Source organism: Pseudomonas sp. LB3P93, assembly GCF_054898025.1.
This window is the reverse complement of the sequence record NZ_CM142713.1, coordinates 5540597-5566285: the sequence shown is the minus strand read 5'-3', so window position 1 is coordinate 5566285 and position 25689 is coordinate 5540597. Positions and strand designations below refer to the sequence as shown.

Genomic DNA, 25689 nt, shown 5'->3' with positions numbered 1-25689 from the left:
CATGAAGCAGATTTTTCCAACAACCGGATCAGCGTTGTCCCTGGCTGTCGTCTCGAGTTTCTCCGCCAGCGCGATGGCGGCCGAGGGTGGGTTCATCGAGGACACCACGGCGACCTTGCAAGCGCGCAATTATTACTTCAGCCGGGACTTTTCCGACATCGTCGGGGCGAACAAGCAGTCGAAGGCCGAAGAGTGGGCACAGGGCTTCATCCTCAACGTCAAATCCGGTTATACCCAGGGCCCCGTCGGTTTTGGTGTGGATGTCATTGGCCTGCTCGGCCTCAAACTCGACAGCAGCCCGGACCGGGTCAATACAGGATTGCTGCCGGTGCACGATGACGGTCGTGCCGCGAATGATTACAGCCGTCTGGAGGGGGCATTGAAGGTGCGGTTCTCAAAAACCGAATTGAAGCTGGGCGAACTGCAACCCAACCTGCCCGTGCTCGCCTTCAGTGATATCCGTTTGCTGCCACCCAGCTATCAAGGCGCAAGCATCAGCTCGAACGAGATCAATGGCCTGACGGTGCAAGTAGGGCACTTGAACTCGACCAGCCTGCGCAACGAGGCTGGCGACGAAAAGATGCAAGCCATGCTCGGCCATGTGCCGCAGCGACAGGTCAGCAGTGATGGCTTTAACTTTGCCGGCGCCGATTACGCCTTCAACGATAAACGCAGCTCGGTCAGCGCCTGGTTCGGGCAACTGGAAGATATCTACAACCAGCGCTTCCTCGGCCTCAAGCACAGCGAGCCGTTGGGTAACTGGACCCTGGGCGCCAATCTTGGCTATTACGATTCACGCGAAGACGGCAAAAAGCTGTTGGGCAATATCGACAACCAGGCGTTCTTCTCCTTGCTGTCGGCCAAGCGCGGCGGGCACACGTTTTATCTCGGCTATCAGGGCATGTTCGGCGACAGCGCCTTCCCGCGAGTCTTTGCCAACATCTCACCGCTGGGCAACGAGGTGCCAACCTACGAGTTTGCCTACACCGACGAGCGTTCCTGGCAGGCCCGTTACGACTACGATTTCGCCGCCCTCGGCGTGCCGGGGCTGACCAGCACCGTGCGTTATATCAGCGGCAACAATGTCGATACCGGCCAAGGTTTCGAGGGTAAGGACCGCGAGCGGGATCTCGATCTCGGCTATGTGCTGCAGAGCGGCAGCCTCAAAGGCCTGGGGATTCGCGTGCGCAACGTTATGGCACGCTCCAATTACCGCAGCGATATCGACGAGAACCGTTTGATCCTCAGCTATACGTGGACGTTGCTATGAGGCGCTAGTTACAGGTTGCTCGTGCAGTTGCCCATGACTTGATAGGTCACTTGATGCGTCTGGCCCTGGTGATCGATGTAGACCATGGTGGCTGGCACGACGTCGCACGCGGTGGCGGTATCGGTGACTGAAACCACTTCGGCGATGTCCATCGACTGTGATGGGGTGGTGGCCGGCTCGTTGCTGGCAGCCATGGCGGAGGTTGCGATCAGGGTCAGAAACAGGCTGGTCAGGGTTTTCATTTTTGTGGGCTCGGGGTTGATTTTGATGTTTGAAGTTTAGTCTTTGGCAGTGAGTGATAAAGGGGGCGGGATTTGATTCAGCTTTACGTAGAACGTAACAATCGCTGATGTTTGATGGGGGTATAGACGATTCTGCGGTAATGGCGACTTATGGTTTCGCTTTTACAGCGAGTCACTTTCGAAAAGCCTGCGCGGCCCGGCACAAAGTAACCAAAGCGCTTTGCCCCTGACGTTCGGTGCCTCGCCCAGGCTCGGCATGCCCTCGCTCCGGTCCTGCTCCGTGGGCCCGCCGCCATCGGCCATCCATGGCCGGGGGCGGCTAACCCGGCATCCTTGCCGGGTTGCCCACTGCGCAGAACCGGAACGAAGCCTCTTGAGGGTGCGACTACCGCCACAGCAACGCGAGGCGGCCTTCGGGCCGACCTGGCTCTTCGTTCGTATGCATTTCCCCTGTGGGAGCTAGCCTGCTAGCGATGGACGTTAACGATTATGCGTGCGGTCTGAATGAACGCGGTGTCTGGACATCCATCGCTAGCAGGCTAGCTCCCACAGGGGATTTTTGGCGGGCATGACATGGGTGTTCACTGCCGATGACCGGGACGGACAACAGCTCGGCTATCAGGCAGCCTTGCTTTTGATCTTGATCTGCCCCGTCGGAAGGCCGGAACCCATAGCAGCCGTTACCGCAGAAACGGACACGCTCCCAGTCATGGAGCCCCTCCCGAAATCGAAGCGCACTCAAAGCCCGGTGTAGACTGAGGGCCTGTTCTCTTTCGGCAAGACAAGGGAGTGTGCCCAGCCATGATCGGCGCCGAGTTGCTGTCACCTGAAACCCTCATCGCGGGCTGGTTGATCTATGTTCCCGTGCTGATCTGGGCCGTTGCCCGAGCGCCGTGGGTCGAACTGTTCAGCGACAGGCGCCGCCAGCATCTGTTGTTCGGCACGGTGTTCGCACTGTTCATGCTCTGGTTGGTGCGACGGGACTTCGATACCGGCGTGTCCTACCACTTTATCGGCATGACCGCCGTGACTCTGTTGCTTGACTGGCCCCTGGCGATTGTCGGCGGGTTGGTCGCGCAAGCGGGATTGGTGCTGCTCGGGCGCCAGGACCTGGTGGCGATGGGGGTTAACGGCGGGCTGTTCATTCTGCTGCCGGTGCTGGTCACCGAGTGCTGCGCGATCCTGGTGGAGCGAGCGCAGCCGCGTAATCCCTTCGTGTACATCTTTGTTTCCGGTTTCTTTGCCGCGGCCCTCTCGGCGTTGTTATGCCTGGTGTTGGCGCTGACGTTGCTGTGGTTTGACGAACGTTTTGCCATGCCCTATTGGCTTGAGGATTTTGTCGGTTACCTGTGGCTGATCATTTTTCCGGAGGCGTTCATCAACGGCATGATTGTCAGCGCGCTGGTGGTGTTCAGTCCGGAATGGCTGGAGACCTTCAATCGCACACGTTACCTTTCGGCGCCCTGGAAGGACGACGATCCCAACTCTTGATCCACATCAAATGCAAAAACCGCTGACGCTTCCATGCTCCGCAAAACCTTCAGGAGCATCGAAATGAGTGTCTACGAATGGGCAAGGCAGGAGTTGCGTCAGAGTCTGGATGGGGCGCAGGAAGTGGGGTTTGATCCGGGATTGAGCTTGCGCGCCTTGCTCAGTGCAGTGGTACAGCAGAGCAAAGCCGTGCGCAGTGCCGAAGACCTGGCCGACGAGTTGCGTTTTCTTGCAGAAAACCTCGATGAAGGCCAGGACTACGGCTTTATGCGGCCCTGAGTGTCAGTGGCGCGGTTCGAAGTCTTCGCTGAACAGGTCGTCTTCGGCATCCGGGCTGACCGGAATCTTGTGTTCTTCCGACGCCCAGGCGCCCAGGTCGATCAGTTTGCAGCGGTCCGAACAGAACGGCCGGAATGTGCTCTCCGGGCTAAATTCAACGGGGGCGCCGCAAGTTGGGCATTCGACGGTTGGGATCTGGCTCATGACTGGCCTCCACGCAAAGTAAGGTAAAAGTGATGCAGGCGTTCGACCTCGCTGTGCAGCCAGGCGAGGTCGCGGTCGTTGACCACCACATCGTCGGCGTGGCTCACGCGGTCCTGGCGGCTGGATTGCGCCTTGAGGATCGCCTGGACCTGTTGCTCGCTGGTCTGGTCACGCTGCAAGGTGCGTTCAATCTGTAGCTGTTCCGGGGCATCGATCACCAGGACCCGTTGAGTCATGGCGTACTGGCCGGACTCGATCAGCAGCGGCGAAACCAGAATCGCGTAAGGCGATTGTGCCTTGGCCAGATGATCGGTGATTTCCTTGGCGATCAGCGGATGCAGCAACGCTTCGAGCCAGCGGCGTTCCTCCGGCACTTCGAAGATCAGCTTGCGTAGCGCTGCGCGATCCAGTTGCCCGTCGGCTTGCAACACGCCGGGGCCGAAATGCTCGGCAATCGTTGCCAGTGCCGGGCGACCCGGTTCCACCACCCAGCGCGCCGCATGATCGGCGTCCACTGCGTGCACACCGAGGTCGATGAAGTGCTGGGCCGCCGCACTTTTGCCGCTGCCGATGCCGCCGGTCAGGCCGAGAATCCAGGGTTTTTCCACAGGGGTATTCATTTCAAACCGACAAACTGCCAATAGAAGCCGGTTATTTGACCACCCCAGAGCAAGGCAATCCAGCCGGCAATCGCCAGAAAGGGTCCAAAGGGGATCGGTGTCGAGGTTTTCGCGTTGCGCAGGCGCAGCAAAATCACCCCGATGATGGCCCCCACGAGCGATGACAGAAGGAGGGTCAGCGGCAACATCTGCCAGCCGCCCCAGGCCCCGAGCATGGCTAGCAGCTTGAAATCGCCGTGGCCGATGCCGTCCTTGCCGGTGAGCAGCTTGAACAGCCAGAACACTGACCACAACGTCATGTAACCGGCCACCGCACCCCACAGTGCGTCATGCAATGACACGAACAGCCCGAAACTGTTGACGATCAACCCCAGCCACAGCAGCGGCAGCACCAGCACATCCGGCAACAGTTGGTGCTCGGCGTCGATCAGGCTCATGGCCAGCAAGCCCCAGGTCAGCACCAGCACCAGGCAGGCTTGCCAGCCGAAACCGAAATGCCAGGCGATAAATGCCGAGAGCAGGCCGCAGGCCAGTTCGGTCAGCGGATAGCGCTTGCTGATCGGCGCCGCGCAGTTCGAGCATCGACCGCGTAAAAACAGGTAACTGAGCAGCGGAATGTTTTCCCAGGCGCGAATTCGATGGTCGCAATGCGGGCACTGGGAATGAGGCAGCATCAGGTTGTAGGCCGGGCCCGGCGCTTCGGGCGGTACGCCCAAAACGTCATGGGCTTGCAGCCGCCATTCGCGGTGGAGCATTTTCGGCAGGCGCCAGACCACCACGTTGAGAAAACTGCCCATCAGCAGGCCGAGCGCCAATGCGATGACCAGGAAGACCAGCGGATAGAGGGTCAGGATGTCGTTCAAGGGCATGTCAGATCGCTGCGCCGAGTTGGAAGATGGGCAGGTACATCGCAACCACCAGGCCACCGACAATAACACCCAGCACCACCATGATGAACGGCTCCATCAGGCTGGTGAGGTTGTCGACCATATTGTCCACTTCATCCTCGTAGAAGCTCGCGACCTTATCGAGCATGTCATCCAGTGCACCGGACTCTTCGCCAATGGCCGTCAGTTGAATCGCCATGCTGGGAAAGATGCCCGAGGTGCGCATGGAGAAATTCAACTGCATACCGGTCGACACATCCTGCTTGATGCGCAGCACCGCACGCTTGAACACGATGTTGCCGGTTGCGCCCGCCACCGATTCCAGGGCCTCGACCAGTGGCACGCCGGCGGCGAACGTGGTCGACAGGGTACGGGCGTAACGGGCCACGGCGGACTTGTACATCAACGTGCCGATCAGCGGCAGCTTCAGTAGCCAGGTGTCCATCCAGTCTCGAAAGGCCTGGGAGGTTTTAAAGGCGTGGCGCATGCCGAAGACGGCCGCGATCAACACGCCCAGCAGCATCCACCACCAGGCCTGCATGAACTCCGACAAGCCGATGACCATCACGGTAAAGGCCGGTAATTCGGCGCCGAACCCCTTGAACACCGACTCGAACTGCGGCACCACCTTGACCAGCAGAATCCCGGTGACAATGATCGCCACGAAAACCACTGCCAGTGGATAGGTCATGGCTTTCTTGATCTTGGCCTTGAGGCTTTCGCTCTTTTCCTTATAGGTCGCCACCCGTTCGAGCAGGGTGTCCAGCGCGCCGGCCTGTTCACCGGCGTCTACGAGGTTGCAGTACAGCTCATCGAAATATTGCGGCTTTTTGCGCAGGGACGCGGCGAAGCTGTTACCCGCCGCGACTTCCTGCTTCACCTCGTCCACCAGCTTGCGCATGGCCGGGTTATCGAAGCCTTCGCCGATGATGTCGAACGACTGCAGCAATGGCACGCCGGCTTTCATCATGGTCGCCATCTGCCGGGTAAACAGGGCAATTTCTTGAGCCTTGATACGTTTGCCGAAGCTGAAAATCGAGGCGGACTTCTTGCGCACCTTGCCGGGGTTGACCCCCTGCTTGCGCAACTGGGCCTTGATCAGCGCCGGGTTGAGGCCGCTCAATTCGCCGGTCATTTTTGTGCCTTTCCTGTCCGTGCCTTCCCAGGCGTAGACGCTGATTTTTGCTGCTTTGACCGCCATGTTCAGTCCTTGGTAACCCGGTTGATTTCTTCAAGGCTGGTGACGCCTTGCATGGCCTTGATCAAGCCCGAGGTGCGCAAGTCATTGAAACCGTCCTTGCGCATCTGGATGTCGATTTCCAGTGAATTGCCTTCGGCCATGATCAGCCGTTGCAGGTCCGGCGTGTTCTTCACCACTTCATAAATCCCCACTCGCCCTTTGTAACCGCCGTTGCACTGATCGCAACCGACCGGCTCATAGATCGTGAAAGAGCCGATGCGTTCCTCGGGGAAGCCTTCCTTGATCAGCGCTTCGCGGGGAATCTCGATGGGTTTTTTGCAGTGGCTGCACAATTTGCGCGCCAGACGCTGGGCGATGATCAAGGTGACCGACGTCGCGATGTTGAAGCCCTGAATGCCCATGTTGTGCAAGCGGGTCAGAGTTTCCGCCGCGCTGTTGGTGTGCAGTGTGGACAGCACCATGTGCCCGGTCTGGGCAGCCTTTATGGCGATTTCGGCGGTTTCGAGGTCGCGGATTTCACCGACCATGATCACGTCCGGGTCCTGACGCAGAAATGAGCGCAACGCCTGGGCGAAGTCCAGACCTTGCTTGGGATTGACGTTGACCTGGTTGATGCCTTCCATGTTGATTTCCACCGGGTCTTCGGCGGTAGAGATGTTGATGTCCACGGTGTTGAGGATATTCAGCCCGGTATAGAGCGACACGGTCTTGCCCGAACCGGTGGGCCCGGTGACCAGGATCATGCCCTGTGGCTGCTTCAGCGCAGCCATGTACAAGTCTTTCTGTTCAGGCTCATAGCCGAGGGCGTCGATGCCCATTTGCGCGCTGGACGGATCGAGGATCCGGATCACCACTTTCTCGCCCCACAGGGTCGGCAGGGTGTTGACCCGGAAGTCGATGGACTTGGTCTTGGACAGGCGCATCTTGATCCGCCCGTCCTGAGGTTTGCGCCGTTCAGAGATGTCGAGGCTGGCCATGACTTTCAGCCGCGCCGCGATACGGTTGGCCAGTTGACTCGGTGGCTTGGCGACTTCTCGCAGCATGCCGTCGGTGCGCATCCGCACCCGGTAGGTTTTTTCGTAGGGCTCGAAATGCAGGTCGGACGATCCGCTCTTGATCGCATCGAGCAACATCTTGTGGACGAAACGCACCACTGGCGCGTCATCGGCATCCTGGCCCGGGATGGAGTCCTTTTTGTTGTCATCGACCGACTCGATGTCCAGCCCATCAAGGTCAACATCAGCCATGTCTTCCAGGCCGGTCGATTGGCTGTCGAAGAATTTCTCGATGGCGTCGCTGAGCTTGTCGTCCTCCACCAGAATGGCTTCGGTGTTCAGCCCGGTGCTGAACTGGATGTCGTTGATGGCTTGATGATTAGTCGGGTCGCTAATCCCCACGAACAGCTTGTTGCCGCGTCGCCAGAGGGGCAAGGCGTGATGCTGACGAATCAGTTTCTCGCTGACCAGCTCTCGGGGCTGGGTTTCCTTGTCCAGGCAATTGAGGTCAAGCAGCACCATGCCGAAATGCTCCGAGGCAATCTCCGCAACCTGTCGGCTCTTCACCAGTTTGTTTTGCACCAGGTAACTGACCAGGGAGATTTTAGTGCGTTGGGCTTGCTGATACGCCTGTTGCGCGCTTTGGTCAGTGAGCAATTCGGCCAGGACCAATTGCTTGGCCAGACCGCTAAGGGCGATGTCATTCATTGGGATACCGGACGCAGACAGTTCATGACTTATAGCCTAGTCAAGGAGCTGAGCCAAACCAGCGGCCATCAGGTGACAAATAGTGTCAGATAGTGCGGATCCTGGGGGTAGGAAAGGTCTTTGCTCCGGCTTTGCGCCCCGGGAACAGGGGGCGGGGCGCTTGGCACGGGCTGTGCTGAAGCTCATTCAGATCATGAGATTTCGACTCATGCATGGAGCCTGTCTATGAATACTCAAAAAGGTTTTACCCTGATCGAACTGCTGATCGTGGTGGCGATCATCGGGATTCTGGCGACGTTTGCGTTGCCGGCTTACTCGAAGTATCAGGCGCGGGCCAAGGTGACGGCCGGTCTGGCGGAGATCACGGCGTTGAAAGTCCCGTTTGAGGACCTTATGAACTCCGGCACCAACCCGGATCTGACGAAGGTCGGCGGAACCGCCACAACCTCCAACTGCACAACCACAGCATCGGGTACCGCGACTGATGGTACCGGCTCTATTGGTTGCACGATTCTCAATGCGCCCGGTCCGGTATTGAGTAAAACAATCACCCTGTCGCGCACGTTGACTGGCTGGACATGCGCCACCACGGTTGCACCTGATTACGCGCCGAAAGGTTGTAACGCCACCGGGACGTAGTTTCTCGACGGTTTAATGAGTGCCCTGTCTGCAGAGACGGGGCGTTTTTTTGCCTATTACACAGAAAAACCCGCCAAAGAAAGAAAACCCCGACAATTCATGGCCTTAGGCCCACGGTAAAACCTGCAACTTGCATGTCGATAAATTCCAAGTCATGCATTTTGCATGATTCCGAAAATCGACGTTTTTACTAAGCTGCTGATTTATAACGATTTATTATCTGTCTCAAAGTTGGCACAGCGTTCGCAATATCTCTGGTAACCCTGCTGACAAGACACGCAGCAGACTTTCTAGAAAAACAGGAGTTACTCGTATGAAGAAGTTCGCTATCGCTGCCGCTACTGCTACCGCGCTGACCCTGACCATGGCCAACGCTGCATTCGCTCAAACCCAGGCGACCCAGGCTCCAATGGTCCTGGCTGCCGGTGAAGTCACCGAAGCAAAAGCAGATGTCTCCGATACCTGGATCACTACCAAAGTCAAAGCAGACCTGGTGACCGAGAAAGGCATTCCTGGCACCGACATCAAGGTTGAAACCAACAAAGGTGTTGTTTCCCTGTCTTCCACCACTGCCGTGACTGAATCTCAGAAAGACGTCGCAGTGGCTATCGCCAAGAAAATCAAAGGCGTTAAAGACGTATCCGCTGCCGGCCTGAAAGCCGAGTAAGGCAAGACTTCTCGCCTGGACTGGGAGAAGGCGCGGCAGGCGGGCCAAGCAATACGCCTGTCGTCTCTGGAGAGTTCATGCGAAAGGCCACAAGGATGTGGTCATTACAGGCCTCCGACATTCGTGTCGGGGGCCTGTTCTATTGTGGGCGCCGCAAAAACCAATGTGGGAGTGAGCTCACATAAGATTGAGGTGGGTTCAGTTACCGCGCTTGCTGGTGATCTGTCTCAGCCGATTACCTTCAAACCGCAGGTACTGATACATCCCGCCATTGGGCCCGTAGGTCCATTCCTCGACCTGAAACTCTTCCCGTCGGTTGGCGCTGCGCTTGTAGCCCAACAGATCGCGGCTGACCGGTTCACCGCACTTCTGCAGCACTTCGCTGGACCGGTCGCCGACGCTGACCAATTGGCTGCCGCAACGCAGGGTATCGGCCGCCGAGGCCTGACTGGCCGCCAGTGCCAGGGTCAGGCTGATCAGTAATCGCCTGATCATCACTCGGCATCCAGGTGCATTGGCGTCACCACCCGACCGTCACTTTGCGCCTCGCCCAGTTGGGCGTCGATGAAGTAGACGCGGTCGTCGGCCATTTGCGCCTTGTCCACCAAGTAGTCCTTGATGCTACTGGCGCGCTCCTGACCGAGCTGGCGCAGCAGCACATCGCTGGAACTCCAGAACGTGATCACGTCTGCGCGCATTTTTGCGGTGCGTTCTTCCTTGCCCAGATCCTTCCATTCAGCGGGTGGCTGGTTCTTCAGGCGCGTGCGGTAGATCCCTTCCAGCAGCGGACCTTTCTCGCCGTCCGGTACTTGCAGCAATGAAGCCTGGGCCGGAACCTTGTCACCGCGTCGCTGAAGCATTTTGTAGTAGTTGTACTGGTATTCGCGCTCGAGCCGTTGCTCGGCAATCAGCGGGCCGTCGCTGCTGGCCGCCGCCGTGCCTTCGATTTCCAAACGCAGGGCAGGACGTTCCTTGAGCGCCTGGGACAGTTTGATCAACGAACCTTCGGCGTCTTTGCTCAGCTCGCTTGAACCCGGTGCAAACGAGACCGTGCCCAGATCTTCAGAACCCCCGCCACTGACCAGTCCGCCAATCATTTTGAATGGTGCTGCGGCGGCTTTGACGATCAGGTTGCGCAGTGTCTGCCACACAATCGGCATGACGCTGAACTGCGGGTTGTTCAGGTCGCCGGTCACCGGCAGCTCGATGGAAATCTTGCCGTCGACGTCCTTGAGCAGGGCGATTGCCAGTTTCAGCGGTAGGCTCGTGGCGTCCGGGCTGTCGACTTTCTCGCCCAGTTGCAGTTGCTCGACCACCACTTTGTTTTCGGCCTTGAGCTGGCCCTTGGTGATGATGTAATGCAGGTCGAGATTGAGCCGGCCCTTGCGGATGCGGTAACCGGCGAACTTGCCGGAGTAGGGCGTCAGGGTGGTCAGTTCCACACGTTTGAAACTGGTGGCGATGTCGAGGCTGGCCATCGGGTCGAACGGGTTGACCGAACCCTTGATGGTCACTGGCGCGTAGCGGTCGACCTTGCCTTTGATATCGACAGTGGCCGGTTTTGCCTGGCGGCTGTCGATGGTGCCGATCTGCCCGTTGAGCTGTTGCACGGCCGTGGCGAAGTTCGGGGTCAGGCTGAAGTCGGCGAAGTTCGCCGAACCGTCATTGATGGCAACGCCGCCAACGTGGATGCCCAGCGGTTTTTCCTTGCTGGCGGGTTTGGCCGCCGCCGTCTTGGTGCCGGAATCGGTCGGTTGCGGGATCAGCAGGTCATCGATGTTGGTGGTGCGGTCATCGTTGATCATGAAACGCACGTAAGGCTGGAACAGGTTGACCTTGTCGATCGACAGGCTGTCGCCGTGTTGATAGTTCAGGCCTTCGAGCACCAACTGCTGCCACTTGAGGAAGTCGCGGGTCTTGAGGGTGTCGAGGGTATGCAGCTGATCAACCTGTGCTTTACCGGTGACGCTGAATGCCAATGGCTCGGTGCTTTTCAGATCGACCGCCAGGTCACTGCCAAGCATGCCGCTGCGCAGTTCCAGGCGAATGAACGGGTTGATGTAGGACTGGGCGATACGCAGGTCGATGTCCTTGGTCTGCACGTTCAGTTTGGCGCTGACCGGTGCCAGATTGACCACTCCGTCCGCCATGAGCTTGCCCTGTTTGCCCACGCCGGTGTCGAGCTTGAGGTTGAAAGGCGAGCCGTTGAGACTATCGAAATTCTGCAAATCGAGGTTCAGCGGGCCAATGTCCAGTGCCACGACGGGTTGCGCTTTGCGATCGGCCAGATGCACCTGGTAATCGCGCAGTTGCACGTCCTTGAGCAGCACTTGCCAAGGTTTGCTGGGTGGAGCAGGTTCAGGTTTCGGTGAGTCAGCGGCTGCCGGTGTGCTGGTCGGTTCGGCTTTTGCCTTCACGGCTGCTTTGGACGGTTGGCTGGCAAACAGCTTCTGCCAGTCGAGTTGCCCATCGGCATCGAGGGCGGCCCAGGTTTCGAGCTTCTGGCTGCGGATCTTGCCGACCACCACTTGCTGCTTGGCCAGGTCCACGGTGGTCTCGCTGACGTCCAGACGCGCAAGCTTTGCCAGTGGACGACCGTCCGGTGCGTTGACGGCGAATGGCGCGATGCTGACCGCGACATTGCTCAGCAGCAGTTCGGTTTCCTTGGATAAGTTGAGTTTGTAGTCGGTGCTGAGGTTGATGACGCCGTCTTTGAGCACCAGTGGCAACGCGTCGCGCACATACGGCCAAAAGGCTTTCATCTTGCCGTCGGTGATCTTCAGCTTACCTTCGGAGGCAATCGGGATCAGGCTGAAGTTACCGGTCCAGTCGATCTGCCCGCCTGCCGGGCCGATGGCCACCAACGTCATGTCGGCACTGTCTTCGGGCAGGGTGCTGAGGTTCTTCAGTTCGAAATCGAGCTTGTCGTAGAGGAATTCAATGGGTTCGCTGGGGCGCGCATCCAGGAAATGCACATTACCGCCCGCCAGTTTGATCCGCTCGATACGCAATGGAAACGGCTTGGCGTCCGGGTCGGCCGGGGTCGGTTCGCTGACGGGGATTTTGAACAGGCCCAGCAGATTGAGTTTGCCGTCCTTGCCAAAGAGGATTTCGGTCTTGGGTTTGTCCAGTTCGACATCGGACAGGTGCAGCGCCTTGGTCCACAGGCTGTCGATCTGCAAGTTGGCGTACAGGCGTTCAAAACCGACCTGTTCTTTGCCCGGCTCGCCGATGATCAGGCCCCAAAGGGTCACTTCCAGGCTGAAAGGGTTGAGTTCAATCCGCGAAATCGTCGCGGGCGTCGTGGCGTAATTGGCCAATTGCTGGTTGGCAACCCGCAACGCGATGCCCGGCAAAATCAGAAACCCCAGCAGGCTATAAAGGGCCAGAGCAGTCAACAAAGCGCCAATAGCGCGAATCAATCCTTTGGGCATGTGCGGCTTCATCTGTCTGAATCGGAGTGCGTTGGAGTATGGCACGCGATTCCGGTTCCGAAGTGATCGCACTGTTCTGCTTTTTCAGAAAACAGCGTAGGAAATTTCCTGCGTGCTCAGAGTTGCAGAATCAATGTTTTCAACGGCGGCTGTTGATCCATCGACGGGAAATCGCCACCCGGTTTCATCACAGTCCACTCACGCACCGGACGCCCGGCCTTCTCAGCACAACGTAAAACCTGTTCGCGCCAATCGTCCATGCTGACCTTTGCCAGATTGTTGCAGCAGATCAGCACGCCGTTGTCGGCGGTGGTCAGCAGCGCGGGTTTGAGCAGGCTCTGGTAGTCGCGCAGCAGGTCGACCGTGCCAAACGCGCTCTTGGCCCAGGCCGGCGGATCGAGCAGCACCAGGTCGTATTGACGCTGTTCCAGACGTGGGTAACTCGGCAATTTCTGCCCGCGCCGTTGACTGATTGGCAGCCCCGCCAGTTGGCGGATGGCCGGGAAATAATCGGACTGGATGAACTCCATCGCTGGCAGCTGCGGATTGAGCAGACCGTTCTCACGGCCGACCGCCAGATTGCCTTCGGCGAAATCCAGGTTGCACACCTCGCTTGCCCCGCCGGCTGCTGCACTCAGGCCGACACCACAGGTGTAGGCGAACAGGTTGAGCACGCTTTTGTTTTTGCTGTGCTCCTTGACCCAGCCGCGGGTGTTACGCAGGTCGAGAAACAGCAGTGGATCCTGACCGGCGTGACGCCCGCGAACCCGGTAGTTGAGGCCCCATTCGTGGCCGACCAGATCCTGCAGGGCCGTCTCGTCAGCGCGGTAGACGGTGTCTTCACGGTCGATGCGCGAGTTGCCCCGGGAGCGGTCGTTGTAGACCAGCAGCGTTTCGAGGCCCAGATGATGATTGATGGTCTCGTGCAGTTGCAGCAGCGCATCACGCTCCAGCGACTGGTGGAAGCTTTGCACCAGCAGTTGCGGGCCGTAGCGGTCGATGGTCAGGCCGCCGGCACCTTCCTGGCTGCCGTGGAACAGGCGATAGCAATCGGTGCCTTGCTGATGCAGCTCGGCGAGCAGGTCCTGGCGATGATCGAGGGCGGCGCGCAGCGCCTGATTCAAGGAAGACATGCTGGGCGCCTTGCAGGAGGGAATTTGGCGCGGGAGTTTAACAGCATTGCACCTGATCCCGAGCCACTGATCGTTCCCACGCTCTGCGTGGGAATGCCTCAATGGACGCTCCGCGTCCGCTATCGGGACGCAGAGCGTCCCGGGCTGCATTCCCACGCGGAGCGTGGGAACGATCGAACTTACAACAACCCCATCCGCCGCTTGGCCCGCTGCACCGAGCCATTACGCATTGCCCAGCGCAGCATTGGCGCACTGCGCTTGACGCTGGCGCGGATCAGTTGGCGGTGCAACGGGTTCTGATTGACGCCGAGCATGTCACTGGCCCAATCCGGCAGCAGATCGATCCCGGCCTGCATCATCAAGCCGCCAAACGGTTTGGCCAGGCGACTGGGGGCGGGCGCATTCAACAGCAGTCGCAGCACCTCACGACTGCGTTGGTCGCACAGCAATTGCGGGCGGATTCGTTCAAGGTAATCAGCGATTTCCTTGCGGCTGCGCGGCACATCGCGGGCGCCCAGACGTTCGGCCACCCGTGCGATTTCGCCGTAGTAACGGTCCTGATCAATCAATGAAAGGTGCGGATTGCGATAACGCAGGTGCGCGGCGAGGAAGTTGCTGACCTCGGCCACGTGCACCCACGTCAGCAAGTCGGGATCGCTGGCGGCGTAAGGCCGGCCGTCTGGTGCAATGCCGACCACTTGCAGGTGAATGGTGCGAACCTTCTCGATCAGCCAGTCGGCGTCCTTGCTCGAACCGAACGTCGTCCCGGAGATGAACTGACTGGTGCGGCGCAATCGGCCGATCATGTCTTCGCGAAAATTCGAGTGATCCCAAACCCCGGCCAGGGCCAGTGGATGTAGAGCTTGCAGCATCAGCGCGCTAATGCCGCCGATGAGCATGCTGCTGAAATCACCATGGACTTGCCAGCTCACCGAATCGGGCCCGAACATGCCGGGATCGCCTTTGGGATTTTCCAGGTCGAGCTTGCCCAATGACAGACCGGTCAGGCTCATGAGCTGGCTTTCGATGCGGGTACGGATGAATTCCATGGCAACTCAGTGGCGAAAATAAAACGCGGCCATTACTGGCCGCGCGGGGCTTATTGGTTCAGGCGTTTGTCGACCAACTCCTGGACGACACTCGGGTCAGCAAGGGTCGAAGTGTCACCCAGACTGTCCAGTTCGTTGCAGGCGATCTTGCGCAGGATGCGCCGCATGATCTTGCCCGAACGGGTTTTTGGCAAGGCCGGGGCCCACTGGATCAAGTCCGGTTTGGCGAAGCTGCCGATTTCTTTGCTGACATGGGCCAGCAGTTCTTTCTTCAGTTCGTCATTGGGCTCGGTGCCGTTCATGGGTGTGACGAAAGCGTAAATGCCTTGGCCCTTGAGGTCGTGGGGATAACCGACCACGGCCGCTTCGGCGATGCTGTTGTGCAGCACCAGCGCGCTTTCTACTTCCGCAGTACCGATGCGGTGCCCCGAGACGTTGATCACATCGTCGATGCGTCCGGTGATCCAGTAATCGCCGTCCTCATCGCGCCGCGCGCCGTCACCGGTGAAGTAGTAGCCGGGGTAGGGCTTGAAGTAGGTGTCGACCATGCGTTGCGGGTCGCCATAGACGCTGCGGATCTGCGCCGGCCAGCTGGATTTGATCGCCAGCACGCCGCTGCCGGCGCCTTTGATTTCCTTGCCCGTTTCATCCAGCAACACCGGTTGCACGCCGAACATCGGTTGTGTGGCGCAGCCGGGTTTGATCCGTTGAGCGCTGACCAGCGGGCTGAGCATGATGCCGCCGGTTTCGGTCTGCCACCAGGTGTCGACGATTGGGCAACGCTGCTCGCCGACGACGTTGAAGTACCAATCCCACGCTTCCGGGTTGATCGGCTCACCGACGCTGCCGAGCAATCTGAGGCTCTGGCGCGACGTTTCCTTCAACGGTTCCGGGCCTTCACGCATCAGCGAGCGCAGCGCAGTCGGTGCGGTGTAGAAAATGTTGACGTGGTGTTTGTCGATCACCTGCCAGAAGCGCGAGCTGCTCGGGTAACTCGGCACGCCTTCGAAGATCAGCGTGGTCGCGCCGTTGGCCAGCGGGCCATAGACGATGTAACTGTGGCCGGTGACCCAGCCGACGTCGGCGGTGCACCAGAAGACTTCGCCATCGCGGTAGTCGAGCACGTACTTGAAGGTCATCGCCGCTTGCAGCAAATAGCCGCCGGTGGTGTGCAGCACGCCTTTGGGTTTGCCGGTGCTGCCGGAGGTGTAGAGGATGAACAACGGGTCTTCGGCGTCCATGGGTTCCGGCGGGCAATCGTCGCTGACGTCGCGCAGCGCCTGGTGATACCAGAGGTCGCGACCTTCAACCCAGTCCACTTCGCCCTGGGTGCGTTCGACGACGATAACGGTGCTGACGTTCGGGCAACTTTGCAGCGCTTGGTCGACTTTCTGTTTGAGCGGTACGAATTTTCCGCCGCGCACACCTTCATCGGCGGTGATCACCGTGCGGCAGTCGGCGTCGAGAATCCGGTCGCGCACAGAGTCTGGAGAGAAGCCGCCGAACACCACCGAATGCACCGCGCCAATCCGCGTGCAGGCGAGCATGGCGTAAGCCGCTTCGGGAATCATCGGCATGTAGATGCACACGCGGTCGCCTTTTTTCACGCCACGGCTTTTGAGCACGTTGGCCAGGCGACAGACGTTGTGATGGAGTTTTTTGTAGGTGATCTGCACGGATTCGGCGGGGTCGTCGCCCTCCCAGATGATTGCGATCTGATCGCCGCGTGTTTCCAGATGACGGTCGATGCAGTTGTAACTGACGTTCAGTTTGCCACTGGCAAACCAGCTGGCCTCGCCGGTTTTCAGGTTATAGCGCTGGACGGTTTCCCACGGCGTGCTCCAGTCGAGAAAGCGGGTGGCCTGCTCGGCCCAGAACTCACTGGGGTGTTCGATGGATTGGCGATAGAGGCGGTGGTAGTCGTCTTGACTTAGGTTTGCAGCCCGGCGGACGGCATCGGCTTTGGGGAAAGTGCTGATATCGAACATGACGGTTCCTTATTCTTGTTTTGCGACAAGATCTAAAGATGCGCCGAGTGACTAACGGGTTCAAGTCATACGCAAAACAACTGTGGGAGCGAGCCTGCTCGCGATGGCGGCTTAACATTCAACAGAGATGTCGACTGTCAGACCGCTATCGCGAGCAGGCTCGCTCCCACAGGGGTAGCAAATGTGGCGTTTAGATCAACCGCGGTGACGACCGCGGAAGTAGTTGATCAGGCCTTGGGTGGAAGCATCGTCAGCCGGGGTTTCTTCGCTGCCGACCAGGCGGTTGTAGACGCCTTTGCCCAGTTCTTTGCCCAGCTCCACGCCCCACTGGTCGAAGGCGTTGATGCCCCAAACCACGCTTTGCACGAAGACTTTGTGTTCGTACATCGCCACCAGAGCACCGAGACGACGCGGGCTGATGCGCTCGACCACCAGGGTGTTGCTCGGACGGTTGCCCGGGATCACCTTGTGCGGCGCGAGTTTATGCACCTCTTCTTCGCTCATGCCTTTGTCACGCAGCTCGGCTTCGGCTTCGGCAAGGGTCTTGCCGAGCATCAATGCCTGGCTTTGCGACAAGCAGTTGGCGTACAGCCACTGGTGGTGGTCGGAGACCGGGTTGAAGCTGACAATCGGCACGATGAAGTCGGCCGGAATCAGTTGGGTGCCCTGGTGCAGCAACTGGTGATACGCATGCTGACCATTGCAGCCCACGCCGCCCCAGATCACCGGGCCCGTGTCGGTGGACACTGGCGTGCCGTCCTGACGCACGCTCTTGCCGTTGGATTCCATGTCCAGCTGTTGCAAGTGCTTGGTGATGTTACGCAGGTAGTGGTCGTACGGCAGGATCGCGTGGCTTTGCGCGCCCCAGAAGTTGCCGTACCAGACGCCGAGCAAGGCCAGCAGCACCGGCATGTTCTGCTCGAATGGCGCGCTCTGGAAGTGCTGGTCCATGGTGTAGGCACCGGACAGCAGTTCCTTGAAGTTCGACATGCCGATGGCCAGGGCGATTGGCAAGCCGATGGCCGACCACAGCGAGTAACGACCGCCGACCCAGTCCCACATCGGGAAGATGTTTTCTTCACGGATACCGAACGCCACGGCCGCCGCGTTGTTGCTGGAAACGGCGATGAAGTGACGATACAGCTCGGCTTCCGAACCCCCCTGGGCCAGATACCAGGCGCGAGCGGCCTGAGCATTTTTCAGGGTTTCTAGGGTATTGAATGATTTCGACGAAACGATGAACAGCGTGGTTTCAGCGCGCAGCTTCATGGTCAGTTCGTGGAACTCACTGCCATCGATGTTCGCCAGGTAGTGGCAACGCACGCCTTTATGGGCATAGGACAGCAGCGCTTCTGACACCAGCTCAGGGCCGAGGAACGAGCCACCGATGCCGATGTTCACCACGTCAGTGATCGGCTTCTCGGTGTAACCGCGCCACAAACCGTCGTGGATGCGGCCAACGAGGTCGGTGATCTGGTTCAGCACTTTGTGCACTTCAGGCATCACGTTGACGCCATTGACCGACAGCTTGTCGCCTACCGGGCGGCGCAGAGCGGTGTGCAGGGCCGGACGACCTTCGGAAGCGTTGACGATTTCGCCTTCGAACAGCGACTTGATCGCGCCCTTGAGGTCGACTTCGTTGGCCAGGCCCACCAGCAGATTGCGGGTCTCGGCGTTGATCAGGTTCTTCGAGTAGTCGAGAAACAGGCCGCAGCTGCTGAGGGTGAATTGAGTAAAGCGCTGCGGATCGGCATTGAAGGCCTCGCGCATGCTGAAATCCTGCATGGCTTGGCGGTGGTCATTCAGCGCTTGCCAGGCGGGCAGAGCGGTAACGTCTTGAGGAGTGCGGTAGTACGCCATCGCTGCGGGTTTCCTTTTTACTTGAACGGCTTTTTTGAACACTGAAAATCCCGGAGCGCCGTGGGCAGGCATCCGGTCAACTGCGTCGACTCGAATTCAAAGACACAGGGCGAATACAGTAAACCTCGCGCTGCGATCTGTCTTGACTTTGTCTAACACGTTCCCGGTACTTTTTTATACACACAGCAGGGAACGTTTCGACAAGCGGGAGGGGCGTCGGTTCGATCAGGCGACCTGAACCGGAATGGCATTACTGGTGTGGCTCAGTTCATTGCCCGGCGCCATGTAAAGCATGCGCGGCTTGAAGTTGAGCAGCTCGGCTTCGCTGTAATGTGCGTAAGCGCAGATGATCACCCGATCACCGACCTTGGCCTTGTGCGCGGCAGCGCCGTTGACCGAAATCATGCGCGAGCCTTCTTCGCCACGAATCGCGTAGGTGGTGAAGCGTTCGCCATTGTCGACGTTATAAATCTGGATCTGTTCGTATTCACGGATGCCGGACAGGTCCAGCCATTCGCCGTCGATGGCGCAAGAACCTTCGTAATCGAGTACTGCATGAGTGACTTCGGCGCGATGCAGCTTGGCTTTGAGCATGATGGCGTGCATGAGTGTTTTCCCAGGTCGGAATCGAACGGCGGGCAGTTTGCCCGAAGGCTTTGGGGGCGGCAATACAAGGCGCGAGGGAGCAGCCCCCTGTAGGAGCCGGCTTGCTGGCGATGGCATCACCTCGGTCCGGCAGATGCACCGCGGTGAGGCCATCGCCAGCAAGCCGGCTCCTACAGGGGATTTGTGTTCAGGCGAGAGCGTCGAGGTTCAGGTGCAGGTTGTCGATCAACCGCGTGGTGCCCAGGAATGCCGCTACCAGAATCACCAGATCCCGATCCTCCGGGGTCGCCGGGCGCAAGGTTTGCGCGTGACGAATCTCCAGGTAATCGGTGCGCAAACCCGCCGCTTCGAGCTGTTTGATCTGTGCGTCGATCAACGCCGGGAAATCTCGCTGACCCTGTTTGATCGCCTCGGCCATCTGGCTCAGGACGCGATACACCACGGGCGCCACGGCCCGTTGCTCTTCGCTGAGGAAACCGTTGCGCGACGACAGCGCCAGGCCATCGGCCGCACGTACGGTCGGTTCGCCAATGATCTGGACCGGCATGTTCAAGTCATGGACCAGGGATTTGATCACCGCCAGTTGCTGGAAGTCTTTCTGGCCGAAGATCGCCAGGTCCGGCTGGACCATGTTGAACAGCTTGCTGACCACCGTCGCAACCCCTTCGAAATGCCCGGGACGGCTGGCGCCGCACAAGCCTTCGGAGAGTTGCGGGACGCTGACGCGGGTCTGGCCGGCCATGCCGTCGGGGTACATTTCCTCGACGGTTGGCGCGAACAGCAAGTGGCAACCGGCCTGGAGCAGTTTCTCCTGGTCAGCGGCGAGGGTGCGCGGGTACTTGTCGAGGTCTTCGCCAGCGCCGAATTGCAGCGGGTTGACGAAAATGCTCGCGACCACGAAATCCGCCCGCTGGGAAGCTTTGGTAATCAGTGCAACGTGGCCGCTGTGCAGGTTGCCCATGGTCGGCACGAAGGCGATGCGCTTGCCTTCGTTGCGGGCACGGGCCACGGCGGCCCGCAGTTCGCGTACGGTTTTTACGGTGTTCATGCAGAGAATCCGTGTTCGATCCCAGGGAAAGTTGCTGCTTTGACTTCAGTGACATAGGCGCTGAGTGCGGCGTGAATGCTGGTCTGGCCGTTCATGAAGTTCTTTACGAATTTTGGCACGCGGCCGGTAATGGACAGACCGAGCATGTCGTGCAGAACCAGGACCTGGCCATCGGTGTCACTGCCAGCGCCGATGCCGATCACCGGAATGCCCACTGCCTGGGTAATTTCCTGGGCCAGTTCGCTCGGTACGCACTCGAGCAGCAACATGGAGGCACCGGCCTGTTCCAGCGCTATGGCGTCGGCACGCATCTGTCGCGCCTGGTTCTCGCTGCGGCCCTGGACTTTGTAACCGCCCAGAATGTTCACCGATTGCGGCGTCAGCCCCATGTGTGCGCATACAGGTACGCCACGTTCGGCCAGCAGACGGATCGAGTCGGCGAGCCACAATGCCCCTTCAACCTTGACCATGTGCGCACCGGCCTGCATCAACAGGGCACTGTTGGTCATGGCTTGTTCGGTGGTGGCGTAGGCCATGAACGGCAGGTCGGCGAGGATCAGCGCATCGGCGTTGCCGCGTTTGACGGCTGCCACGTGGTAAGCCATTTCCGCGGTGGTTACCGGCAGGGTGCTGTCGTGACCTTGCAACACCATGCCGAGGGAGTCGCCCACCAGCAGCACTTCGACGCCAGCCTCATTGCAGGCGTGGGCGAAGGTCGCGTCATAGCAGGTCAGCATGGTGATTTTTTCACCTTTTTGCTTGAGACCTTGCAGAGTGGTCAGGGTGATGGCTGGCATGAAAAGTTCCTCATTCAGGCGCTTGGAAACTACTGCGAGTAACGCGCGTGATTCTTCGTTAAATACAGGCGCACGCTCTGTTGTCGTGCTTTTAAGGCCTGGATTGCGCCCTTCAACGCCGTGTTGGCGGCAGCGGGACGCCTATAGTCGTGAGGAGAACTCGGGAAGTCAATTGCATGTGTTACCGCATTGTTACGCGTGGGGTGTTACCGGGGTAACTGATGCGTTTCAGCAGGTTTTTCGTCGATCTTGAGACCGATACAAAACACTGTGGGAGCGGGCTTGCCCGCGATAGCGACTTTATACTCAACATCAATGTTGACTGGTAGTTGGCCATCGCGGGCAAGCCCGCTCCCACAGGGATTAGCATTTAGGGTGAGGAAGTCTTTCCAGACCGACGAACGGGCACGCGGCGAGCAGGTCACTCAGGCTGCGGCCATCGGCCAGACGCAAATCCGCAGGTGCCAGTTCGGCCAGCGGATACAGAACGAAGGCCCGCTCCTGCATATGATAGTGCGGCACCTTGAGGCGCGGCTCGTCGATCAGCCGATCGCCAAACAGCACGATGTCGAGGTCCAGTGTGCGTGGGCCCCAACGCTCAAGACGCTCGCGGCCTTGTTCGTTCTCGATGGCTTGCAGCGCATCAAGCAGGTCCAGCGGTGGGAGCGTGCTGTCGAGGGCGGCGACCGCGTTGGTGTAACGCGGTTGGCCAGGCAGGAGTGAGTCGCTTTGATAAAACCCGGACACCCCGACCATTTCGGTCTGCGGTAACTGCGCCAGCGCCTCGACGGCGCTGCGCAATTGTTCGGCGGGGTCAGCCAGATTGCTGCCCATGCCGATGTAGATGCGTTCCATGGATTACTCGCCCGTGGCACTCGGTGCGCCAGCTGCGCGTTTACGCTTGGCGCCACCGCTGCGACGACGTTTGCGTGGAGCGCCGGTGCCTTCATCCTTGCCGCTGAGGTCGCGGATCATGTCGCGACGTTCGCTGTCGTTGGCGTCCTGATAGTCTGTCCACCATTCGCCCAGGCCATCGGTCTGCTCGCCAGCGCTTTCACGCAGCAGCAGGAAGTCGTAACCGGCACGGAACCGCGGGTTGTCCAGCAGCAGGTCGGCACGTTTGCCGCTGCGCCGTGGCAGACGCTCCTGCATGTCCCAGATCTCGCGGATCGGCATGGTGAAACGTTTTGGAATCGCGATCCGCTGGCACTGTTCGGCAATCAGCTCGTGAGCCGCTTCCTGCATCGCCGGAATCGGCGGCATGCCACGTTCTTGCAGACGCAGTACACGGGCCGGCAGGGCAGGCCACAGCAGGGCTGCAAACAGGAACGCCGGGGTCACCGGTTTGTTCTGTTTGATCCGCAGGTCGGTGTTGATCAGCGCTTCGCTGATCAAGGTGTGGGTGTACGTCGGGTTGTATTCCAGCGCCTCGGCACTGGCTGGGAACAGCGGGTCGAACAACTGCAGGTCGACCAGCATCTCGAAGGTGTCCGCGGCATGGCCGGAGAGGAACAGCTTGAGCACTTCTTCGAACAGACGGGCTGACGGGATCTCGCGCAGCATCGGCGCCAGGTCGCGGATTGGCGCGGCGCTGTGCTTTTCAATGCCGAAATTCAGCTTGGCGGCGAAGCGCACGGCGCGCAGCATCCGTACCGGGTCTTCCTGGTAGCGCTGTTTCGGATCGCCGATCAGGCGGATCAGGTGATTGCGGATGTCGTGTACGCCGTTGGCATAATCGAGAATGCGTTCGCTGACCGGATCGTAATACAGGGCGTTGATGGTGAAATCGCGGCGTTGCGCGTCTTCTTCCAGCGTACCGTAGACGTTGTCGCGCAGGATGCGCCCGCTCTCGTTACGGGAAGACTGGTTGCTGTCTTCCTCCTCGTCGTTTTGCGGGTGATTGGCGCGGAAGGTCGCGACTTCGATGATTTCGCGGCCGAAGTGGATATGCACCAGTTTGAAGCGACGACCGATGATCCGCGCGTTGCGGAATTCGGCTCGAACCTGTTCAGGCGTGGCGCTGGTGGCGACGTCGAAATCCTTGGGCGTGATGCCCAGGAGCATGTCACGCACACAGCCGCCAACCAGATAAGCCTGGTACCCGGCGTTCTGCAGGCGTTCGACGATGTTCACCGCATAACGGCTGAATTGGGCCTTTTGCAGCGAATGTTGGCCGCTGTTGAGCACTTCAGGCGTACTGCGAATGTGTTGCGTATGACGCTTGGGAGAACGGAATGACTGGAACAACTTCTTCAGCATGGGATGCACTGTTTGAAGGAATGTTCGGCCATAACGAAGAATGACCGCATGATGGGCGGGGATTCTAGCATTTAGTCGGGGGATGGTGTAGGAAGCTGCGCAAGCGCTTGAAGGGCATGTCCGGAAGGTACCGCTGTAGCAGCTGTCGAGCAGCGCGAGGCAGCGTTCGGCGGCGAAGCCGTCGTAAATCAGAGATTGCGGTGTGTCAGAAGAAACCGGCTGTCTGTATTGCGGCTGCTACGCAACCGAACGCTGCCTCGCGCTGCTCGACAGCTGCTACAGGGACTCAAACACCAGAAACTACAAGGGGAGCCGAAGCTCCCCAAGAAAGTAGTTGCATGCTCTATTTTTATTTTTGATTCGGGCTTTTTGTTTTTGTTAAGTGCCCTCGCCATGAAGTTTTTCCTTCATGACCCTCCCAATCGGGAGCCAAGAGCAAACGGATTGCTTTGGTCGCTGTGCTGCAGTGATCTTTCGATCCAACCAGTTCAGGCACTGTCTTATGACAGTTTTTTATTATTCTCGGCCTGGTCGTGGGGCAAGCCCCAAATACAACGCCTCTCCAAAAGAATCAGTTAGCTGCGCCTCTCGCCGTCTTGTTTTTATTGTGCGTGAGTCGATTCGTCTTATTTTTATTGTCTTGTGCATTGCTTGTTATTGTTCTTGTACTGAACATATAGCAGGGTGCGTGCCAACTTTTGCGAGGCCCAGTAAAACAAGGGGTTAGGCAGGTTGGTGGGGTTATTCGAGGCCCAAAAAAACCGGGGCTTCGTTACCGTAAGCCCCGGCTTCTGTTACGTGAAATACGTGAGGTAACAGTTTTTTCACAAAGTCACGTGTTACCCCCACATCAGACAGGTGCGGTTCAGCTCTCGCTGGCCACCCCGGTCTTGCGCCGCGGGATACCCAGGCGCTGACGACGTTCCCACAGGCATTTGCGACTCACCCCGAGTTTGCGGGCCAGTTCGGTTTCCGTCATGTGGTCCTGATGCTCAAGCACGAAGTGCTGGAAGTAGTCTTCCAGTGACAGGTCTTCGGTCGGCTCGTGGCTGTTATTGCTGGCGTTGTTGCCCTGTTGCGGGGGCAGGCCGATGAAGTCGTCGTCTTCCAGATCGCTCAGTTCGATGTCGATCCCCAGCAGCTCGGCGGAAATCTCCGGGCTCTCGCACAGAATGACGGCGCGCTCTACTGCGTTTTCCAGTTCACGCACATTACCCGGCCAGGAGTAATGACGAATCGCCTGTTCGGCGTCCGCGGCGAACTTCAAGTCGGTGCGGTTGACCCGCGCGCTCTGGCGCGCCAGGAAGGCATTGGCGATTTCGTTGACGTCAGCACCGCGCTCACGCAGGGCCGGCAGTTTCAGGGCGATCACGTGGAGGCGGTAATACAAGTCTTCACGGAACTGGCCGATCTTCGCCAGGCTCTTGAGGTCCCGGTGAGTCGCGGCGATCAAACGCACATCGACCTTCTGCGACTGCACCGAACCGACCCGGCGAATTTCGCCTTCCTGCAACACGCGCAGCAAGCGGGCCTGGGCTTCCAGCGGCAGTTCGCCGATTTCATCAAGGAACAAGGTGCCGCCATCCGCCGCTTCCACCAGACCGGCACGCCCGGCGCTGGCGCCGGTGAACGCGCCTTTTTCGTGGCCGAACAGTTCGGACTCGATCAGGCTTTCCGGAATGGCTGCGCAGTTCACCGAAATCATCGGTGCCTTGGCGCGTTTGGACAGGTTGTGCAGGGCGCGGGCCACCAGTTCTTTACCGGTACCTGATTCGCCCTGGATCAGGACATTGGAATCGGTCGGCGCGACTTTGCGGATCTTGCTGTACAGGTCCTGCATCGGCGGGCACGAACCAATGATGCCGATTTCGCCGTTGCTGTTATCGACCCCCGGTTTCGCCGCGCCATTGCCGGCTTTGCCGGTAACCGGTTCGCCGCCGGCCGGCAGCGATTGGCGGTCCCGCAGGATACGGGCGACGGCCTGGAGCATTTCGTCGTGATCGAAAGGCTTGGCGATGTAATCCACCGCGCCCATCTTCATCGAGTCGACAGCTGAACGCAGGCTGGCGTAGCTGGTCATGATCAGCACCGGAGTGCCCTGGCCGAGTTTGATCAACTCGGTGCCCGGAGCGCCCGGCAGACGCAAGTCGCTGACGATCAGGTCGAACGTGGGAATAGTGAAGCGTTCTTGTGCTTCCTGCACTGAACCGGCTTCGCTGACCTGGTACTGGTTACGTTCCAGCAGGCGGCGCAAGGCGGAGCGGATAATTGTTTCGTCTTCGACGATCAAAATGTGCGGCATTGATTCGATA

At 59.1% G+C, this 25689-nt stretch carries 23 protein-coding genes; 5 read left to right on the top strand and 18 right to left on the bottom strand.

What is annotated here, in order from left to right; translation table 11 throughout:
* The first annotated feature begins 1 nt into the window (after position 1).
* Positions 2 to 1270, top strand: a complete 1269-nt coding sequence (locus tag ACYZT8_RS25390) for an OprD family porin (RefSeq protein WP_461976854.1) — start codon at positions 2 to 4, stop codon at positions 1268 to 1270.
* Between the two features lie 8 nt (positions 1271 to 1278).
* On the opposite strand, the gene ACYZT8_RS25385 is transcribed toward ACYZT8_RS25390, so the two are convergent.
* Complete coding sequence (locus ACYZT8_RS25385; RefSeq protein ID WP_461976852.1) at positions 1279 to 1512, bottom strand: DUF2790 domain-containing protein; 234 nt, start codon at positions 1510 to 1512, stop codon at positions 1279 to 1281.
* 801 nt (positions 1513 to 2313) lie between these two features.
* Here ACYZT8_RS25385 and ACYZT8_RS25380 point away from each other — a divergent pair.
* Complete coding sequence (locus ACYZT8_RS25380; protein ID WP_461976850.1) at positions 2314 to 3003, top strand: energy-coupling factor ABC transporter permease; 690 nt, start codon at positions 2314 to 2316, stop codon at positions 3001 to 3003.
* 63 nt (positions 3004 to 3066) lie between these two features.
* Positions 3067 to 3282 carry a hypothetical protein gene (locus ACYZT8_RS25375; protein ID WP_131061760.1) on the top strand — a complete coding sequence of 72 codons (216 nt, stop codon included), beginning with the start codon at positions 3067 to 3069 and terminating at the stop codon, positions 3280 to 3282.
* Between the two features lie 3 nt (positions 3283 to 3285).
* Here ACYZT8_RS25375 and yacG read toward each other — a convergent pair whose 3' ends face one another.
* From yacG to pilB, 5 genes are read right to left on the bottom strand one after another with little or no spacing between them, the layout of a single operon-like run.
* Positions 3286 to 3486, bottom strand: a complete 201-nt coding sequence (gene yacG / locus ACYZT8_RS25370; RefSeq protein ID WP_461976848.1) for a DNA gyrase inhibitor YacG — start codon at positions 3484 to 3486, stop codon at positions 3286 to 3288.
* Positions 3483 to 4106: a dephospho-CoA kinase gene (gene coaE, locus ACYZT8_RS25365; RefSeq protein ID WP_131061762.1), complete on the bottom strand. Its 624-nt coding sequence runs from the start codon at positions 4104 to 4106 to the stop codon at positions 3483 to 3485. Before coaE ends, yacG begins: the two co-directional genes overlap by 4 nt.
* Complete coding sequence (locus ACYZT8_RS25360; RefSeq protein WP_461976846.1) at positions 4103 to 4975, bottom strand: prepilin peptidase; 873 nt, start codon at positions 4973 to 4975, stop codon at positions 4103 to 4105. Before ACYZT8_RS25360 ends, coaE begins: the two co-directional genes overlap by 4 nt.
* Before the next feature lies 1 nt (position 4976).
* On the bottom strand, positions 4977 to 6194 hold the full coding sequence (locus tag ACYZT8_RS25355; protein ID WP_461976844.1) for a type II secretion system F family protein: 1218 nt from the start codon (positions 6192 to 6194) through the stop codon (positions 4977 to 4979).
* 2 nt (positions 6195 to 6196) lie between these two features.
* Positions 6197 to 7897 (bottom strand): type IV-A pilus assembly ATPase PilB, encoded by a 1701-nt coding sequence (gene pilB, locus ACYZT8_RS25350; RefSeq protein ID WP_461976843.1) that lies wholly within the window; start codon positions 7895 to 7897, stop codon positions 6197 to 6199.
* 225 nt (positions 7898 to 8122) lie between these two features.
* On the opposite strand from pilB, the gene ACYZT8_RS25345 reads away from it, so the two are divergent.
* Both ACYZT8_RS25345 and ACYZT8_RS25340 read left to right on the top strand, forming a co-directional pair.
* On the top strand, positions 8123 to 8536 hold the full coding sequence (locus ACYZT8_RS25345) for a pilin (protein ID WP_461955752.1): 414 nt from the start codon (positions 8123 to 8125) through the stop codon (positions 8534 to 8536).
* A gap of 313 nt (positions 8537 to 8849) precedes the next feature.
* Complete coding sequence (locus tag ACYZT8_RS25340; protein WP_438659568.1) at positions 8850 to 9203, top strand: BON domain-containing protein; 354 nt, start codon at positions 8850 to 8852, stop codon at positions 9201 to 9203.
* A 198-nt stretch (positions 9204 to 9401) separates the two neighbouring features.
* Here the strand turns inward: ACYZT8_RS25340 and ACYZT8_RS25335 are convergent, their stop codons facing one another.
* The 12 genes from ACYZT8_RS25335 to ACYZT8_RS25280 form a co-directional block, all read right to left on the bottom strand.
* Positions 9402 to 9698 carry a DUF2845 domain-containing protein gene (locus ACYZT8_RS25335; protein ID WP_461955751.1) on the bottom strand — a complete coding sequence of 99 codons (297 nt, stop codon included), beginning with the start codon at positions 9696 to 9698 and terminating at the stop codon, positions 9402 to 9404.
* Positions 9698 to 12637 (bottom strand): DUF748 domain-containing protein, encoded by a 2940-nt coding sequence (locus ACYZT8_RS25330; protein WP_461976841.1) that lies wholly within the window; start codon positions 12635 to 12637, stop codon positions 9698 to 9700. Before ACYZT8_RS25330 ends, ACYZT8_RS25335 begins: the two co-directional genes overlap by 1 nt.
* Positions 12638 to 12753: 116 nt before the next feature.
* On the bottom strand, positions 12754 to 13770 hold the full coding sequence (locus tag ACYZT8_RS25325) for a class I SAM-dependent rRNA methyltransferase (protein WP_461976839.1): 1017 nt from the start codon (positions 13768 to 13770) through the stop codon (positions 12754 to 12756).
* Positions 13771 to 13949: 179 nt separating this feature from the next.
* Positions 13950 to 14819 (bottom strand): oxygenase MpaB family protein, encoded by an 870-nt coding sequence (locus tag ACYZT8_RS25320; protein WP_461976837.1) that lies wholly within the window; start codon positions 14817 to 14819, stop codon positions 13950 to 13952.
* Between the two features lie 50 nt (positions 14820 to 14869).
* A complete protein-coding gene (acs, locus tag ACYZT8_RS25315; protein ID WP_461976835.1) occupies positions 14870 to 16807 on the bottom strand; it encodes an acetate--CoA ligase in 1938 nt (645 codons plus the stop codon).
* Positions 16808 to 17002: 195 nt separating this feature from the next.
* Positions 17003 to 18667 (bottom strand): glucose-6-phosphate isomerase, encoded by a 1665-nt coding sequence (gene pgi / locus ACYZT8_RS25310; protein WP_461976833.1) that lies wholly within the window; start codon positions 18665 to 18667, stop codon positions 17003 to 17005.
* A gap of 225 nt (positions 18668 to 18892) precedes the next feature.
* Positions 18893 to 19273 (bottom strand): aspartate 1-decarboxylase, encoded by a 381-nt coding sequence (panD, locus tag ACYZT8_RS25305; RefSeq protein WP_003228271.1) that lies wholly within the window; start codon positions 19271 to 19273, stop codon positions 18893 to 18895.
* A gap of 187 nt (positions 19274 to 19460) precedes the next feature.
* Positions 19461 to 20321 (bottom strand): pantoate--beta-alanine ligase, encoded by an 861-nt coding sequence (panC, locus tag ACYZT8_RS25300; protein ID WP_461976831.1) that lies wholly within the window; start codon positions 20319 to 20321, stop codon positions 19461 to 19463.
* Positions 20318 to 21118 (bottom strand): 3-methyl-2-oxobutanoate hydroxymethyltransferase, encoded by an 801-nt coding sequence (panB, locus tag ACYZT8_RS25295; RefSeq protein WP_461976829.1) that lies wholly within the window; start codon positions 21116 to 21118, stop codon positions 20318 to 20320. Before panB ends, panC begins: the two co-directional genes overlap by 4 nt.
* A 363-nt stretch (positions 21119 to 21481) precedes the next feature.
* The gene (gene folK, locus ACYZT8_RS25290) at positions 21482 to 21973 is read right to left on the bottom strand and encodes a 2-amino-4-hydroxy-6-hydroxymethyldihydropteridine diphosphokinase (protein ID WP_461976828.1); all 492 of its coding nucleotides are present in this window, start codon (positions 21971 to 21973) and stop codon (positions 21482 to 21484) included.
* 3 nt (positions 21974 to 21976) lie between these two features.
* A complete protein-coding gene (locus tag ACYZT8_RS25285) occupies positions 21977 to 23377 on the bottom strand; it encodes a polynucleotide adenylyltransferase PcnB (protein WP_461976826.1) in 1401 nt (466 codons plus the stop codon).
* A gap of 865 nt (positions 23378 to 24242) precedes the next feature.
* Positions 24243 to 25679, bottom strand: coding sequence for a sigma-54-dependent transcriptional regulator (locus ACYZT8_RS25280; protein WP_461976824.1), 1437 nt, complete (start codon positions 25677 to 25679; stop codon positions 24243 to 24245).
* Between the last annotated feature and the right edge of the window lie 10 nt (positions 25680 to 25689).